The 17079-nt window shown below is 56.6% G+C and carries 12 protein-coding genes; 6 read left to right on the forward strand and 6 right to left on the reverse strand.

From position 1 onward, the window contains the following. Positions 1–190 precede the first annotated feature (190 nt). The 3 genes from ACT3R4_RS08965 to ACT3R4_RS08975 all read left to right on the forward strand — a co-directional run bounded on the left by ACT3R4_RS08965 (position 191) and on the right by ACT3R4_RS08975 (position 5631). Positions 191–2470 carry a xanthine dehydrogenase family protein molybdopterin-binding subunit gene (locus ACT3R4_RS08965; RefSeq protein ID WP_441678589.1) on the forward strand — a complete coding sequence of 760 codons (2280 nt, stop codon included), beginning with the start codon at positions 191–193 and terminating at the stop codon, positions 2468–2470. Next, on the forward strand, positions 2470–3423 hold the full coding sequence (locus ACT3R4_RS08970; protein WP_441678587.1) for an XdhC family protein: 954 nt from the start codon (positions 2470–2472) through the stop codon (positions 3421–3423). Before ACT3R4_RS08965 ends, ACT3R4_RS08970 begins: the two co-directional genes overlap by 1 nt. Positions 3424–3648: 225 nt before the next feature. Beyond that, on the forward strand, positions 3649–5631 hold the full coding sequence (locus tag ACT3R4_RS08975) for a methyl-accepting chemotaxis protein (protein ID WP_441678585.1): 1983 nt from the start codon (positions 3649–3651) through the stop codon (positions 5629–5631). Between the two features lie 102 nt (positions 5632–5733). Here ACT3R4_RS08975 and katG read toward each other — a convergent pair whose 3' ends face one another. From katG to ACT3R4_RS08995, 4 genes are all read right to left on the reverse strand, one after another. Beyond that, entirely contained in the window at positions 5734–7884 is a 2151-nt protein-coding gene (gene katG, locus ACT3R4_RS08980) for a catalase/peroxidase HPI (RefSeq protein ID WP_441678584.1), read from the reverse strand. A gap of 298 nt (positions 7885–8182) precedes the next feature. Further along, on the reverse strand, positions 8183–9625 hold the full coding sequence (locus tag ACT3R4_RS08985; RefSeq protein WP_193053194.1) for an NAD(P)(+) transhydrogenase (Re/Si-specific) subunit beta: 1443 nt from the start codon (positions 9623–9625) through the stop codon (positions 8183–8185). Positions 9626–9641: 16 nt separating this feature from the next. After that, positions 9642–11222: a Re/Si-specific NAD(P)(+) transhydrogenase subunit alpha gene (locus ACT3R4_RS08990; RefSeq protein ID WP_441678582.1), complete on the reverse strand. Its 1581-nt coding sequence runs from the start codon at positions 11220–11222 to the stop codon at positions 9642–9644. A 237-nt stretch (positions 11223–11459) separates the two neighbouring features. After that, positions 11460–11732, reverse strand: a complete 273-nt coding sequence (locus tag ACT3R4_RS08995) for a DUF2798 domain-containing protein (protein WP_441678580.1) — start codon at positions 11730–11732, stop codon at positions 11460–11462. Positions 11733–11863: 131 nt separating this feature from the next. Here ACT3R4_RS08995 and ACT3R4_RS09000 point away from each other — a divergent pair, with 131 nt between their 5' ends. Then, positions 11864–12787, forward strand: coding sequence for a LysR family transcriptional regulator (locus ACT3R4_RS09000; protein WP_441678578.1), 924 nt, complete (start codon positions 11864–11866; stop codon positions 12785–12787). Here the strand turns inward: ACT3R4_RS09000 and ACT3R4_RS09005 are convergent. Further along, positions 12784–13434 carry a TetR/AcrR family transcriptional regulator gene (locus ACT3R4_RS09005; RefSeq protein WP_441678576.1) on the reverse strand — a complete coding sequence of 217 codons (651 nt, stop codon included), beginning with the start codon at positions 13432–13434 and terminating at the stop codon, positions 12784–12786. The genes ACT3R4_RS09000 and ACT3R4_RS09005 overlap by 4 nt on opposite strands. Positions 13435–13562: 128 nt before the next feature. On the opposite strand from ACT3R4_RS09005, the gene fabF reads away from it, so the two are divergent. Together fabF and mapR are read left to right on the forward strand one after the other, a co-directional pair. After that, a complete protein-coding gene (fabF, locus tag ACT3R4_RS09010) occupies positions 13563–14828 on the forward strand; it encodes a beta-ketoacyl-ACP synthase II (protein WP_441678574.1) in 1266 nt (421 codons plus the stop codon). 67 nt (positions 14829–14895) lie between these two features. Further along, complete coding sequence (gene mapR, locus ACT3R4_RS09015; RefSeq protein WP_441678572.1) at positions 14896–16317, forward strand: GntR family transcriptional regulator MpaR; 1422 nt, start codon at positions 14896–14898, stop codon at positions 16315–16317. 45 nt (positions 16318–16362) lie between these two features. On the opposite strand, the gene ACT3R4_RS09020 is transcribed toward mapR, so the two are convergent. Beyond that, positions 16363–17013 (reverse strand): hypothetical protein, encoded by a 651-nt coding sequence (locus ACT3R4_RS09020; RefSeq protein ID WP_441678570.1) that lies wholly within the window; start codon positions 17011–17013, stop codon positions 16363–16365. Positions 17014–17079: the final 66 nt, after the last annotated feature.

Below are 17079 nucleotides of genomic sequence, written 5' to 3' on the forward strand. Positions count from 1 at the left end.
GCTGATGTGCAATGATGTCACTGAAGTATGGCAGTGGAAAAAGGTTAGGGAGAACTTTACGTATAACGCGAGAATTACCGCCTGATTCACCGTCAATTTATGGCGTACACATTATAAGTTTATATTAAACTCAAGCAACCTCTCGCGATACATGAAAGACCTGAGCATCTAAAAAAACCAAGGAGGCCACATGACCGGCAAGAAAGTCTATGATCGACAAGCCCTTCTGCATGATCCAGATCATCTTATCGTGTATCGAGATCCGATTACGCCTCCCAAGCCCGCACCAGGACAACCGGGTACACATTCTAATTTCGTACCTACTGAGCCCGAAATATTTATTGCTATCCTGAGCGCGGGCCAGGTGCTGGCGTTCAACGGTCATGTGGATCTTGGCACAGGCATACGCACTGCGCTTGCCCAGATCGTGGCGGAAGAGCTTGAGGTAGCGCTTGAATCCGTCACCATGGTTTTGGGTGATCCGTTCGAGGTACCCAATCAGGGGCCGACGATTGCAAGCGCCACTATTCAGATTACTGCCGAGCCGCTTCGTCGTGCTGCCGCTCAGGCGCGTGAATATTTACTGTTCAGAGCCGCCCTGCATTTTGGTCTACCTCAACACAAGCTCTTTTGTCGTGCAGGTCATATTTCACCGTTAGACGACACGTTACCCGCCATCGGCTATAGCGAACTGCTCGTCGGCGCCCGACATGCTCTGAAGCTTGCCGATGAGGTGCCCCTCAAACCTGTCCATCAATACAGCTTGGTGGGCAAGGCAGCGCCTCGCGTTGATATTCCCGGCAAGGTGACGGGCGCACTGACGTTCGTACATGACTTTCGTTTGCCGGATATGCTCTACGGCCACGTGATTCGACCTCCTTACAGTGGCTATGACCGGGGCGATTTCGTCGGTAATTCACTGGTATCCGTTGATGAAAACTCAGTAGCCGGCATGGCAGGGCTGGTCAGCGTCGTGACGATTGGCGACTTTGTCGGCGTTGTGGCTGAACGCGAAGAGCAGGCGGCCGCTATCGCCCGTAAACTCAACATCGTTTGGCGCAAGCCCGATACGCTGCCCCCCATGCATAACATTGAGCAGGCATTGGACGAACTGCCGGTGCAACAACGCCTGCTGCTTGAAGAAGGCCAGGTCGACGATGCCCTCAAAAGTGCTCAACATCGTGTTCGACGCGCTTATGTCTGGCCCTTTCAACTGCATGGCTCAATTGGGCCTTCATGCTCGGTTGCCCACTACCGTGACGATCAACTGCACGTCTGGTCGGGCACGCAGAATCCTCACAGCTTGCGTGCCGATCTGTCACGTCTAATGCTGCTGGATGAAAGCGCCATTACCGTCACGCGTATGGAGGCCTCTGGCTGTTACGGCCGCAACTGTGCCGATGATGTGGGTGCTGATGCGGCGTTGTTATCAAGGGCCGTTGGTCGCCCTGTGCGCGTCCAGCTCACCCGCGAGCAGGAGCATCTCTGGGAACCCAAGGGAGCTGCCCAGCGGATGGATGTTGAAGCCGGTATCGATGCCGACGGTAATCTGACAGGCTACCGTTTCGTGGCTCGCTACCCTTCCAACAATGCACCGACTCTGGCGCTTTTGCTGACAGGCGCACAGCCACCCAGCGACGTGCCTTTCCAGATGGGTGATCGTACGTCCGTTCCGCCCTATGGCTATCCGCATCGGCGTATTGCCTGTGACGATGTGCCCACGCTCGTACGCGCCTCATGGCTACGCGGCGTTTCCGCCATGCCGAACGCTTTTGCGCATGAAAGTGTCATTGATGAGCTGGCTTACCTGGCCGGGGAAGACCCCGTTGCCTTCCGAATTAGGCACTTGACCGATACGCGCGCGATAGAACTCGTCAAGACCCTGGCAGAACGTGCCCATTGGCAGCCTCGCCCAGCGTACCCTGCCCCTCGTACCGAAGCGGGCTGGCATTACGGGCGGGGGTTTGCCTACGCGCAGTACGTGCATAGCAAATTCCCCGGATTCGGCGCCGCGCTGGCGGCCTGGGTCGTCGAGCTCAAAGTGCATACCGCCAGTGGCCGGATCATTATCGAACGTCTGTATGTGGGCCAGGATGCCGGACTCATGATCAACCCCGATGGCGTACGCCACCAGGTGCATGGCAACGTCATCCAGACGCTTAGCCGAACCCTGAAAGAGCGGGTGACCTTCGAAAAGGGACTGCCCATGAATCGCGAATGGGGCAGCTACCCCATCCTGCGCTTTTCGGAGCTTCCGGATATTCAGCTTCTAATGCTGGACCGAACGGACCAGCCGTCGCTAGGTGTCGGCGAATCCACGTCGCTGCCTGGCGCCCCGGCCATTGCCAATGCGCTGTTCGATGCGACCGGGGTTCGCTTTACACACCCTCCGTTTACCGCAGAGACCGTGCGTCGGCGGCTTGGGCAGGGCAATAGACCCACAGAAAAACGCGCCGAGGTGGCGCTGTAATGCAGCACCTTGATCTTCAGGTTGTCGAGCGGGCCCTCCAGTGGGCTAACCAAGGCCGTGTGGTCTGGCTGTGTACGGTGCTGTCGACCTTTGGCTCGTCACCCAGGGAGCCCGGAGCCATCATGGCCGCGTGCTCAAAAGAGCAGTTCATTGGTTCGTTATCAGGCGGGTGCGTTGAAGAGAACTTTCTGGAACGCCTGGAAAAAGGGGCTTTTTCATCCTCACCGGTTCAACTGATTCATTTTGGTGGCGAAAGTGATGAAACCGTTCGCCTGCCCTGCGGCGGACGTCTTGATGTGCTGGTAGAACGGCTTGAGCCCAGCGCCGACACATTGATCCATCTTGAAGTCATGCATGCCACGCTGATGGGGCGACGGCCATTGATACGTCATGTGTTACTGGACGGATCTCGCAAGCGCTTCATCGTGCCCGAAGGGCCGGGACCTGCCGTCACGTGCGATGAGCATGCCGCCTATCTTCGTATTGGCCCGTCACTGCGCCTTGTAATCGCAGGTATTTCCGCCATCGCTACTCCTTGCGCCCAGTTCGCTCAGGCACTGGGATTTGAAGTCATTGTCTGCGACCCACGCGAGGAGATGCGGCGCGGCTTCAATGTTCCTGGTGTCGAGGTACAGGCGGTGTTGCCTTCGCTGTTCATAGCCTCAGGAGCCTGCCACGCAGCCACGGCGATTGTCGCCCTTACGCACGATCCGCGTATTGATGATCTGGCGATGATCGAAGCTGTACGCACTGACGCTTTTTATATCGGCGTCATGGGGTCGAAGAAAACCTCAGCCCAACGTGCCGAACGCTTACGGCGCTCCGGCGGTTTGACCGACACCGATATCGCGCGGATCGTGATGCCGATTGGCCTAGACCTGGGAAGTAAGACACCGGCGGAGATCGCGCTGGCGACCATGGCCGATATTCTGCGTGTCTACAGGGGAAAATGACATGACAAGCGGTAACACATCGATAGTCAGTAGCGTATCCAACGCTTTTGATAAAAGCATCCTCAACGTTTACTGGCCTATACCAATGGTAATTACACTTAAGTTAATCGTAAAACGGTCGTTATTAACTTTTGCGCCAGCAATAAAAACGATCTCTGCGCCATAAAAAACTGCGTGGATCATGATCGGCCAGTGATGGCCAACCTTTAACCACCGAGGCTTTTAATGAGCAAGTTCTCTCGTCTGTCGTTAACACAAAAATTGCTGAGCGCAGTCGCTCTTCCTTTACTGCTTGTTGCCATCGTTCTCGGCATTATCGTCAATCAGCAGCTCAATCGAGCCATTCCTGACCTAATCGACAATGCCGGTACACGGCAAGTTGAGGCACGCGCCGACGAGATAGGCCGCTGGATCAACGGCTACCGTAACTGGAATGCGGTGCTGGCGGAAGATGAGCGTCTCGCCGAAGATCTGCCTGTCGCTACGCATCTTGACTGGCTCGCCAAACGCTACCCTCCGGGCGGCACCATCGAGTCGCTTTTTTTCTCTAATGCCTCGGGCGACACGATAACCCATGCTGGCGTGCCGCTAGACATCTCGGAACGTTCCTACTTCAAGACACTCATTTCTGAAGGCAGCCAGGATAGCCTGCTTGTCGACCCGGTGATCTCCATGGTCAGCGGGCTGCCAACGGCGTTAGTAGTCGATACCGTTTTCGATGAACGCGGCAATCGCGCAGGGCTACTCGGCATCACCGTGTCCATGGCGGCGGTGTCTGATATCACCTCGGCAATCAATGTCGGTGAGGGGAGCTACGGCTGGCTTATTGACAGCCAGGGCCAGGTCATTGCCCACCCGGTGGAAGAGTACCGCATGTCGCTGAACTATACCGACGCCGACCGCACTCAGGGGTATCAGGGGTTGGATGCGCTGAGTCAGTCAATTCTCAGCGGCGCCCCCGGTTCCGGTGAAATCACCATGCCCAGTGGCGAACGTACCCGGCTTATGTGGAGTCCGGTGGAGGGCACGTCCTGGGTTGTCGGCGTGACCGTCCCGATGACCGCCTTTACCGCCGTAACCAACAGCTTGCTGAAATCCCTGCTGCTGGCGGGCGGGTTGCTGCTGATATTGCTTCTGGTGGTAGCTGCCTATGCGGCACGCCGCTCGCTTGCGCCAATCAAGCATACGGCTAGCGCCATGGCCGATATCGCTCAGGGCAAGGGCGATCTGACCCGCCGTCTGGAGGTTAAATCACAAGACGAGATCGGTGATCTGGCGCGTGGTTTCAATGCGTTCGTTGAACGTATGCAGGGCACCCTCCAGGAAGTGCGCTATAACGCCCAAACGGTACTCGCCGGTGCCAGCGACATGGCGGATGGCACTCACGAACTCTCCTCACGTACCGATCAGGCCGCCGCCAATATCCAGGAAACCTCCGCCTCCATGGAGGAGATCCACTCAACGGTGGCGCACACGTCGCAAGCTTCTGAGCAGGCTAATGGTCTGGCGATTGAAGCCGCCGGCGCCTCTAAACGCGGCACTGAATCCATGACCCAGATGGAAAGCAAGATGGGCGCGATCAGCGAGTCGTCCAACAAGATCAGCGATATTATCGGCCTGATAGACTCCATCGCTTTTCAAACCAATATCCTAGCGCTTAACGCGTCGGTCGAAGCCGCAAGAGCCGGTGAACAGGGGCGCGGATTTGCGGTGGTGGCCAACGAAGTGCGTACGCTGGCCAGCCGCTCGGCCACTGCGGCGCAGGATATCCGCGCGCTGATTGATGTGTCGGTCAATCATGCCAAGGAAGGCAACCATATCGTTAAATCCGCTGCCCAGCAGATGCAGGAAATCCATCGCAGCATTACTCAGGTATCTGACGTGATTGGCGAAATCACCGCTGGCGCTCGCGAGCAAACCGCAGGCATCGAACAGGTGAATACTGCCGTTGCCGAAATGGATACCATGACGCAGCAGAATGCCTCCATGGTCAGCCAGAATGCCTCTCTTGCCGCGCAGATGCGTAAAAACGCCGAGCGCCTGGACCAGTTGATGAGCGAGTTCGTGCTGGGCGATTCGCAGCCGCTATCCATCACGGCAAGCGCTACTCCGCCAGCAAGCAGCCCCCGCTTACCGGCCGCATCCACTACACCTTCAGCACCCAAGCCCAAAAAGGCCGTCGCCGAACCTGAGTGGGAAGCGTTTTAAGCCTTTCCTTATACCTAAAAAAGCCCGCATCTTTCGATGCGGGCAAGACTGGGTACACCAATAACAGTGACTGCTCACGCGCCCCTTATAGGGCGCGTGGCATTACGCTAAATCAAACCGATCAGCGTTCATCACTTTTGTCCAAGCGGCAATAAAGTCGCTGACAAACTTCTCGACGTAATCATCCTGAGCGTAGATTTCGGCATAGGCACGCAGAATCGAGTTGGAGCCAAACACCAGATCAACGCGGCTGGCTGTCCACTTCACTTGACCCGTTTGGCGATCACGAATCTCATAATGGTCGCCCGCCGGGTGCCAGGTATTGGCCATATCCACCAGGTTCACGAAGAAGTCGTTGGTCAATGCGCCTTCGCGCTCGGTGAACACGCCATGTTTGGTGCCTGCGTGGTTGGTGCCCAGCACACGCATGCCGCCGACCAGTACGGTCATTTCCGCCGCAGTCAGGCCAAGCAGCTGGGAGCGGTCCAGCAGCATCTCTTCGGGGCTGACCACGTAGGTATCTTTCTGCCAGTTGCGGTAGCCGTCGGCCAGCGGCTCGAGCGCCTCGAACGACTCGGCGTCGGTCATCTCATCCGTTGCATCACCACGGCCGGGGGCAAAGGGCACTGTGACGCTTAAGCCTGCGGCTTTTATCGCCTGTTCGATGCCCACATTGCCCGCCAGCACGATGGTATCGGCAAGACTTGCACCGCTTTCCTGGGCAATGGGTTCAAGCACTGCCAGCACGCGGGCCAAGCGCTCGGGCTCGTTGCCCTCCCACTGGTTTTGCGGTGCCAAGCGGATACGTGCTCCGTTGGCACCGCCGCGCATGTCAGAGCCACGGTAGGTGCGTGCGCTGTCCCAGGCGGTGTTGACCATATCGCTGATGCTCAGGCCGCTGGCGGCGATGCGGGCTTTCAGGGCATCCACATCGTAGTCGGTGCGGCCCGCAGGCACCGGGTCTTGCCAGATCAGGTCTTCCTGGGGTACGTCCGGGCCTACATAGCGTACCTTCGGGCCCATGTCGCGGTGGGTCAGCTTGAACCAGGCGCGGGCGAAGACATCATCAAAGTACGCCGGGTCCGCCATGAAGCGCTGGCAGATGGCGTTGTAAATCGGGTCGACCTTCATAGCCATATCGGCATCGGTCATGATCGGCATGCAGCGGATGGAAGGGTCTTCCACGTCTACCGGCATGTCCTCTTCTTTAATGTCGACAGGTTCCCACTGCGAAGCACCGGCGGGGGATTTTCTCAGCTCCCATTCGTGGCCAAACAGCATCTCGAAGTAGCCCATGTCCCACTGCGTCGGGTTCTTGGTCCAGGCGCCTTCAATACCGCTTACCAGGGTGTCACGGCCAATGCCACGACCCTTGGTTTTCATCCAGCCAAGGCCCTGGAGCTCGGGGCCAGCCGCTTCGGGCTCCGGGCTTAGATCGCCGGGTGTGCCGTTACCATGGCACTTGCCGATAGTGTGGCCACCAGCAGTCAGGGCAACCGTTTCTTCATCGTTCATCGCCATGCGTTTGAAGGTTTCACGCACCTGGGCGGCGGTCTTGAGCGGGTCGGACTGGCCGTTCACGCCTTCCGGGTTCACGTAGATCAGGCCCATCTGCACGGCGGCCAGCGGGTTATGCATGGTGTCGGGCTTTGCCACGTCGCCGTAGCGGCCGTCGGAAGGCGCCAGCCACTCTTTTTCAGCGCCCCAGTAGGTGTCCTTTTCAGGGTGCCAGATATCCTCGCGACCAAACGCAAAGCCGAAGGTTTTCAAACCCGCGACTTCATAGGCCACAGTGCCGGAGAGAATCATCAAATCGGCCCAGGATATTTTGTTACCGTACTTCTTTTTGATTGGCCACAGCAGGCGGCGGCCTTTATCGGTATTGGCGTTATCCGGCCAGGAGTTGAGCGGTGCAAAGCGCTGATTGCCGGTGCCGCCACCACCACGGCCATCCGCCAGGCGATAAGAACCTGCCGCATGCCAGGCCACCCGGGCAAACATGCCTACGTAGCTTCCCCAGTCGGCTGGCCACCACTCCTGGCTTTGGGTAATCAGTTGGCGAAGGTCCGCTTTCAGTGCCTCGACATCCAACGTTTGAAGCGCTTCGCGATAGTTAAAATCTTCACCCAGTGGGTTCGTCTTGGTATCGTGCTGGTGCAGGATGTCCAGGTTCAGGGCGTTAGGCCACCAGTCGGTGTTGGACTTGCTGGCGGCTGTGTTACCACCGTGCATTACCGGGCATTTACCACTCATGCGTTCGTTTCCCCTTATTGCTCTTACCCCTGGCGTGACCAGAGGAACACTCAATGACGTCTCTCAACATGACGCTTTCAAAACGCGCGAGCGGGCGACTCATTGACATGGCACTGTTTTAAAGCACATTAGCTATAGCTACAATTTGCATTTAGCGACTAACTTGATAGTAATTTTTAATCCACAGGCGAAAAGGCCATTTCCTGGTAACCATGGCAGTGAGCGAGACGCGCCGACTAAACGCAAACAGGGCGCCCTTTGGCGCCCTGTTCGTTGGGTTACACTGCGTTGTGGAGCGTTAATCGACCAGCGGCAGCAATGCATTCAGACTATCGCGAGCATCACCGTAGAACATCCGGCTGTTCTCCTTGAAGAACAGCGGGTTTTCGATGCCTGAGTAGCCGGTACCCTGCCCGCGCTTACAGATAAACACTTGCTTGGCCTCCCAGACCTTCAATACCGGCATACCGGCAATGGGGCTGTTAGGGTCTTCTTCAGCGGCCGGGTTAACGATATCGTTGGAACCAATCACGATCACCACGTCGGTGCTGGCGAAATCATCATTGATTTCATCCATCTCCAATACAATGTCGTAAGGCACCTTGGCCTCGGCCAGCAACACATTCATGTGCCCCGGCAAACGGCCCGCCACCGGGTGAATGCCAAAGCGTACGTTCTTACCTGCCGCGCGCAGCTTGCGCACCAGGTCGCTGACCGCACCTTGAGCTTGCGCGACAGCCATACCGTACCCCGGCACGATCACCACGCTATCGGCATCGTTTAGGGCACTGGCCACGCCGCCAGCATCAATCGCCACCTGTTCGCCTTCGATCTCTGCCGCTGGCCCAGTACTTCCGCCAAAACCGCCCAGAATCACGTTAACGAAGTTGCGGTTCATCGCTTTACACATGATGTAAGAGAGAATCGCCCCGGAGGAGCCCACCAGCGCGCCGGTCACGATCAAAAGATCATTAGAGAGCGTGAAACCGATAGCCGCCGCCGCCCAGCCGGAATAGCTGTTGAGCATCGACACCACCACCGGCATGTCCGCACCACCAATCCCCATGATCAGGTGATAACCGATGAAGAAAGCCAGCGCGGCCAGCAAAATCAGCGTCCAGAAGCCTGCACCGTTGAGATAAAGCACCGCCAACAGCAATGAAAGCACTGCCGCCCCAGCATTCAGCAGATGCCCGCCAGGCAGTTGACGCGGTTTGCCATCCACCTTGCCCGCCAGCTTGCCAAAGGCGATCACGGAGCCTGTAAAGGTGATCGCACCGATAAAGATGCCCAGCACGACCTCAATCTGCAAAAACGTCAGCTCATCGGGGGCCTTGGTAGCCACCAGCGCGGCAAACGCCGAAAACTCTTGCATGACACCATCAGCCGCACGGGCAGCCAGCACTCGGCGGCGCTCCAGGTCCGCACTCCACGCCACAAACACAGCCGCCAAACCCACAAAGCTGTGCAGGGCGGCCACCAGTTGGGGCATTTCGGTCATTTCGACCTTACCCGCCATATAGGTACCGATGCCTGCGCCGATAATCATCATCGGGATCAACCACCAGTAGCCACCAATGCCCGGCCCAAAGGCGGTGAAAAACACCGCAACGGCCATCCCTACAATGCCGTACCACACAGCACGCTTGGCTTTTTCCTGATTACTAAGCCCACCCAGCGATAAAATAAACAGTACGCTTGCCGCAATCGCCGCAGCAGATACGAATCCTTGACCTAACATATCGTCTCTCCGCCGCTCAGGATTTTTGGAACATGGCCAGCATCCGGCGTGTCACCAGGAAGCCACCCACAATATTGATCGTTGCGATGAGTACCGAAATAGCCGCCAGCACGCTAACCACTGCACTGCCTGAGCCAATCTGCAAAATCGCCCCCAAAATAATGATGCCGGAGATCGCATTAGTCACCGCCATCAGCGGCGTATGCAGCGAGTGGCTAACTTTCCAGATCACCTGGAAGCCGATAAAGCAGGCCAACACGAAGACAATAAAGTGCTGCATAAAAGACGCGGGCGCGACCTGACCGAGCAACAGCATCAGCGCACCACCGATCGCCAATATGCCGACCTGACGTTTGGTCTGGGCTTTGAACGTCGCCGCTTCTGTGGCTTTTTTCTCTTCAGGCGTCGGCTCTTTTTCTTTCTTCTTCGGTTTGGCCGCAGCAATCGCTTTTACTTTGGGCGGAGGCGGCGGAAAGGTCACTTCGTTCTGGTAAGTCACCGTCGCGCCACGAATCACGTCATCATCCATATTGTGATTGATCACGCCATCTTTCTCAGGCGTTAAATCGGTCAGCATATGGCGAATATTAGTGGCATACAGTAAGGACGACTGGGTCGCCATGCGTGAGGGGAAGTCGGTATAGCCGACCACAATCACGCCGTTATCGGAGACGATACGCTCATCGGGCTGGGTTAAATCGCAGTTACCGCCTTTTTCAGCCGCCAGATCAACAATTACCGAACCTGGCTTCATGGCAGCGACCATATCCTCAAGCCACAGCTTGGGCGCCGGGCGTCCGGGGATCAGAGCGGTAGTGATGACAATGTCCACATCAGGCGCCTGTTCGCGGAAGCACGCAAGCTGCTTCTCGCGAAACTCGGGGCTTGAGGGCGAGGCATAACCGCCGCTTGCCGAGCCATCCTGGCTGTCTTCGCTGTCTTCAAAATCGAGGAACAGGAACTCAGCGCCCATCGACTCGATCTGCTCGGAGACTTCCGGACGCACATCAAAGGCACGCACCACAGCACCCAGGCTGGTGGCAGTACCAATGGCCGCAAGCCCGGCAACGCCTGCGCCAATTACCAGCACCTTAGCCGGAGGCACTTTGCCCGCGGCAGTTACCTGGCCGGTAAAGAAGCGGCCAAAATTATTGCCTGCTTCGATCACCGCGCGGTAACCCGCGATATTGGCCATGGAAGAGAGCGCGTCCATCTTCTGGGCACGAGAAATGCGCGGCACCATGTCCATCGCAATCACGGTGGCGCCCTGGGCACGGCACTTCTCAAGCAGCGCTTCGTTCTGAGCGGGCCAGAAAAACGCAATCAGCGTTTGTCCTTCTCTGAGTCGCGCCGCTTCTTCATCAGAAGGCTCGCGGACTTTAATGACCACCTCAGCGCCGTGCCAAAGAGCGTCAGCACTATCCACTACGGTAACGCCAGCATCACGATAAGCGTTGTCATTAAAGCCCGCCGCAAGACCAGCGCCTGTTTCAATCAGACACTCGTGGCCCAGCTTTTGGATCTGCTTTGCGCTTTCAGGGGTAAGCGCCACACGTGCTTCTCCCCGACTCGTTTCCTTAGGTGCGCCTATTCTCACACGGGTACTCCCTACGGTTTGAAAGCCGACAATGAGCTGTCATGGTTTGTTTTGATGCCAAGTACAGCCCGCTTGACGGCAGTTGATTTCGACCACCACATCTTTATAAAACGTTACAGTTTCGCATGTTGCGTTTTAATAAAGCCATTCAACCTTTGATGCATGCATAGCATGAGCTTTTCCAAACATCGTCACCGGCAGGAGCAGTATGCGCAAAAAACAGGCGGCATAATTACCTCAATGCGACCTGATCGTAAGCTGTACAAGACGGGCAACCAGTGGCCGTACTACCAAAATGCACACAAAGGCGCTGGGCATGGCTACCCGATAGGCGTGCCATACCTGGCTGAAATAGTAGTCACTCACTCCGGCATTAACGGCGGTAATAATCAGGGTCATCAAGAACGCCATAATCGTCGACATAAAGAATGCAAATACGACCGGCGTAAAACGTGGGTGCAACTTGCGCGCTGCAAGCAGGCGCTGTTCTGGGTAGCGGCGGGTTGTCATGGGTGAATTACCTTATCTATCAAAAGTGTTTGCGCACTCTACAGTGACTTGAAACAATTCAGAAGCAGGCCCACGACAAGCACAGCCGTAAGCTAGTATTACGAATGGCGCTAAAGATTAAGGTATGGCTTATGGTTGCGTTACGCGGTATCGAGAGTTTTGTGAAAGCAGTTGAAGCCGGCAGCATTGCGGGCGGCGCGCGCCTTTTGGGTATTAGCGCGGCAGCCGCCAGCCAAAACATCAGCCGATTGGAAACCCACTTGGGGGTGCGCTTGCTCACCCGCACTACGCGCCGTTTGGCGCCGACGGAAAGCGGAGCCACCTATTACGCAAAAGTGCGTGAACTGGTACAGGAATTGGAGCTTGCCGGTCAGGCCGTCAGCGCGCTGCATGACGCACCCAGAGGGCGTTTGCACATCGCTTCAACCGGTGCCTTTGCCCGGCACCTATTGGCCCCCATGATCCCGGCCTTTAATCGCCGTTATCCCGACATCACGGTCGAGCTCAGCATTGCCGACCGCCACGTGGACCATATCGCCGAATCGGTTGACGCCAGCATTCGCATTCGCCATGCGCTGGAAGAGGGGTTGGTGGCGCGTCCTATTGCACGGGTGCCGTCCATCTTCTGCGCAGCGCCTCGCTATCTTGAGCAGGCTGGATACCCGCACACCCTGGAACAGCTTAAGGAGCACGACTGCCTAGTATTTCGGTTTCCTTTGGATGGGCGCTATCTCGGCTGGGGCGCAATACGCAACGGCATACGCTTCGATGCGCCGGTGAAGGCACGTATGATCAGCGACGACATTGATGCACTAGCCCAGATGGCCATTGAAGGTGGCGGCATCACACGGTTAGCGGCGTTTATTGCAGAACCGTTAATTGCGCAGGGCAAGCTTGTCGCACTGTTTACGCCGCCGTTTGCGGCTGATGAGCCCTTAGAGGTTGACCCACTGGAGTTTTTTCTTTGTGTCCGGCATCGGCGTGAATTAACGCCCAAGGTCTTGGCGTTTCAGCAGTTTTTAACCGAGACTCTCCCTGCCCACTGGCGAGCCTAGGCCGACATAACGCTTTGCAGCATCCCTTCTGCTTCCGTTTCGCTCACCCCCAGCATTAACAAAATCTGGCGCTGGGTCGCCAATAACACATGCTGACGCTCTTCCTCACCGGGTAAGCTTTTGGCAATGGCTACAGCCCCCACCAAGGCTGCCAGAATAACCCGCGACTTATCGGCAATCACCTCGCGGTCGTGGGCAAAGGGGAGTTTTTTTAGCTTACTCAAGGCAAGCAAGCGCATTTCAAGCATCTTTTTCATCCGCAGGTAAGACGCCTCAAACATGGTACGAATCTCGGCTTTCTCGCTGCCTATTTCATTAAACAGCACCGCTTCCGGCCCTGGCTGTTGCTTACGCTCAAGCTCCTGGAGATTCCAGTAGTTAGAGACCAGCTCCGTTAGATGCTGCAAGGAGAGCGGCCCTTTTACCAAGCGTGCCGCCCGGCTGCCATCCAGCGTTTTACGCACCGAGGCATCATACAACGCCTCTTTGGAGGCGAAGTGGGAATAAAAAGCCCCGTGGGTCATTCTGGCCAGCTTCATGACCTGACCGATGGAGACTTTATTAAAGCCGTATCGGCTGAACAGTTCAGTGGCTGACGCCAGGATACGCTCTCGGGTTTTCGCCTTATGGCTTTTGGGATAAGGCATGTTGACCTCGTTATGTACTGCTAAATCGTTCGGCTAAATTGTTTGGCTAAATAATCCTGCTAAATATTATCTTGATCATATAATGCGTACTGCTAGCGTAGCCGTATTTAAAGCACTGAGGAGCCGCTATGCACTCACCTATTGTTATCACCGGCATGGGCATGGTCAGCCCGCTGGGATTTAACGTCAAGACAAGTTGGGACGCTCTGCTGCAAAGCCGTTCAGGGATCCGCCAGATTACCCGCTTTGATATCGCTCAAACGCCTATCAAAATTGCCGGTGCGGTTGCCCACTCAACTGATGACCCGCAGGCGGGGCTTTGTCTGGATGATATCGTGGATGCCAAAGAGCGCCGCAAGTTGGACCTGTTCAGCCTTTACGCCATGGCAGCGGCAAAAGAGGCGCTTGAGCAGGCTGGCTGGCAGCCAACGGACGAAGCACAACGCCGCGCCACGGCGACCATTATCGGTTCCGGCATTGGCGGGTTCCCCACGATTACCGAGGCCCAGCAAACGCTACAGCAGAAAGGTTACCGTCGGGTGTCGCCGTTTACCGTACCCGCGTTTCTGGCCAATATGGCGGCGGGCAATCTGTCGATTCGCTATGGCTTTCAAGGGCCTTTGGGCTGCCCGGTGACGGCGTGTGCGGCGGGCCTGCAAGCGATTGGCGACGGCATGCGTCTAATCCGCAGCGGTGAAGCCGACGTGGCGTTAGTGGGCGGCGCCGAGGCGTGTATTGATCCACTATCATTAGCGAGCTTCAACGCGCTCAAAGCGCTTTCCACCGAGCATGAGCAGCCTGAAAGTGCGTCGCGCCCCTTCGACAGCACCCGTAACGGCTTTGTGATGGGCGAAGGTGCGGGCCTGCTGGTGATTGAAACACTTGAGCATGCACAAGCGCGCGGCGCCACGCCGCTGGCCGTCATTAGCGGCTACGGTACCAGTGCCGATGCCTACCATATTACTGCCGGGCCAGAGGACGGTAACGGCGCCGCCGCGGCGATTCATTCGGCGCTGAAAATGGCGGGGCTTAACGCGGATGAGATTGGCTATATCAATGCTCACGCCACCTCCACGCCCGTGGGCGACCGGGCAGAAATTGCCGCCTTACGGCGTGTGTTTGGTAGCAAACTGCCACACATTCCGATCTCTTCCACCAAATCGGCAACGGGCCATTTGCTGGGGGCGGCGGGCGGTGTTGAGAGCATCTTTTCAGCGTTTTCTGCCACCACGGGCCAGCTGCCGCCCACGCTTAACCTGACGCACTGCGATGAAGATATGCGGGACCTGGACTTCATCCCGTTAACCACGCGCACCCAGCCCGCTCAGCATGTGCTGTGCAACGGATTTGGGTTTGGCGGGGTCAACGCAGCACTGATTATCAGCCAGACGTAGCACTTGGTCATCGGTTTTTTACCGCCGTTCGCGTATCCTCTTGGCCTGCTTTTAGCGGCGGAAGAACATGAAACGCTACGAACGCTTTGCCGAGGAAATATCCGAACTGATCCGCAGTGGTGTGCTGGCGCCGGGGGAACGTGTGCCCTCAGTTCGCCAGGCCAGCCGCCACTACGCCATCAGCCCATCGACAGTGTTTCAAGCCTACTATCTGATGGAAAAGCAGGGGCTAATCGTGTCGCGGCCACGCTCGGGCTACTTTGTCCGCGAACAGGCGCAGCAGTTTCTCAACGAGCCCGAAATGACCTTGGGCCACCCTGAAACGGCCGACATTGCGGTAAGTGAACTGGTTTTTTCAGTGCTGGGGTCGCTTCAAAATGTCGATACGGTGCCTTTTGGCTCGGCCTTTCCAAGCCCTGAGCTGTTTCCGCTTCCCCGCCTGGCGCGCAGCATGGCCAAAGGGCTGCGCGAGCTTTCTCCCAACGCCATCATCACCGATATGACCGCAGGCGATACGGCACTGCGCCGCCAGATCGCCCTGCGTTATCGGCTGGCAGGCGTACACCTACCGCCTCAGGAATTGGTGATTACCAATGGCGCCATGGAAGCCCTCAACCTGGGGTTTCAGTGCGTGACCGAACCTGGTGACCTTGTCGCCATCGAGTCCCCAGCCTTTTACGCAAGCCTTCAGGTATTGGAGCGCTTGAAGTTACGGGCGGTCGAGATTCCTGTTCATCCACGGGAAGGAATCGACCTGGACAAGCTGGCAGACAGCCTTGCCAAGTACCCTATTAAAGCCTGCTGGCTGATGAGCCATTTGCAAAACCCGCTTGGGGCGAGCTTGAGTACGGCCAAAAAGAAAGCGCTGTATGGGCTGTTGAAGCAGCATCAGGTGCCGATGATCGAAGATGATGTGTATGCCGAACTCTATTTTGGCACCAACCCCCCCGTGCCGGTTAAGCACTTTGATGATGAAGGGCTGGTGATTCACTGCGGGTCGTTTTCAAAGTGTCTGGCGCCCGGTTATCGGGTCGGCTGGGTAGCCGGAGGGCGCTACGCCGAAAGCATTTCCCGGCTGAAACTGATGACGACAATTTCACCCTCGGTGCCCGCTCAGGTAGCCATTGCAGATTACCTTCAGCACGGCGGCTACGACCGCCATTTGCGCAAGCTGCGCCTGGCGCTGGAATTTCAGCAAGCCCGTATGCTCTCGGCGGCGGCACGCTACTTTCCTGCGGATACCCGCGCAACACGCCCTGCGGGCGGATACTTTCTGTGGTTTGAATTTCCCAAGCCGGTGGACTCGCTGCGCCTGTTTCAAATAGCCCTGGCAAACGGGATTAGTATTGCGCCTGGGCCTATTTTCTCTGCCACGCAGGGGTATCAAAACTGCGCCCGCTTAAGCTATGGCCACCCATGGACACCGCGCAGCGAAGAGGCCATGGCGTTTTTGGGCGAACAGCTAAGAGCAATGCTGGCATCTTGTTAGGCGCTGCTTGTAAGGTGCCCATTTTCAGACGCTCGTTTTAGCGACTTACGCTTTTTGGCTATGCAGATGACGATTGTCTGCCGATGTTAACCGGGAAAGCTTTCCAATTTGATACAGGTCGTGCAGATACATATCAAGCCGGAAAATGCCGTGAGAGATGGCGATCAACACGAAAGTTAATAGCATCAGCACCGAGGGTTCATTCAGCCAGGTAAAGGCAGCCGATGAAAAGGGGTATAGCAGCGTATAGATGCTCATTCCCCCCAGGAACTGCGCCAGCATACTGTTCACAATCACCAGTAAAATCATCAGTACGCGGACGTCCCATGTTGGCAGCCGAGTCTTCCAAAAGGGTAATTGGCGCACGCGTAACTCGTCGCTAAAAATAAGCTGTTCCCTTCGACGCAGAAGCGGAATGGCATAGGTGCCCGCTTTTTCCTCAGTAAACGCTTGAAGCGCCATGTGAGGATCCATCTGAGGCCCAAATATTTGGGCGACCGCCTGGTCAAAGTCGGCTGACCCGCCTGCTTGCTTCGCCAACAATGCTTTATGCGAAAGCTCGCTTAGGCGCTCTTTATCGCCGCTTGAGAGCTTCAAGTCATTGGCAAAGTTAATATTATAATTAACCTCATACACCTGGTATAAAGCGGCCGTGACACCTATAAAAATCATAAAATAAATGAAAACAGTCAGCATAGTAGCGCGCCTCTTAAACGTTTTATTACCCTAACAGCCTGACGTCTGGTTAACGAATGTCCTGCT

This window comes from Halomonas sp. AOP7-E1-9 (assembly GCF_052376035.1).
Lineage (GTDB): Bacteria > Pseudomonadota > Gammaproteobacteria > Pseudomonadales > Halomonadaceae > Vreelandella > Vreelandella citrativorans.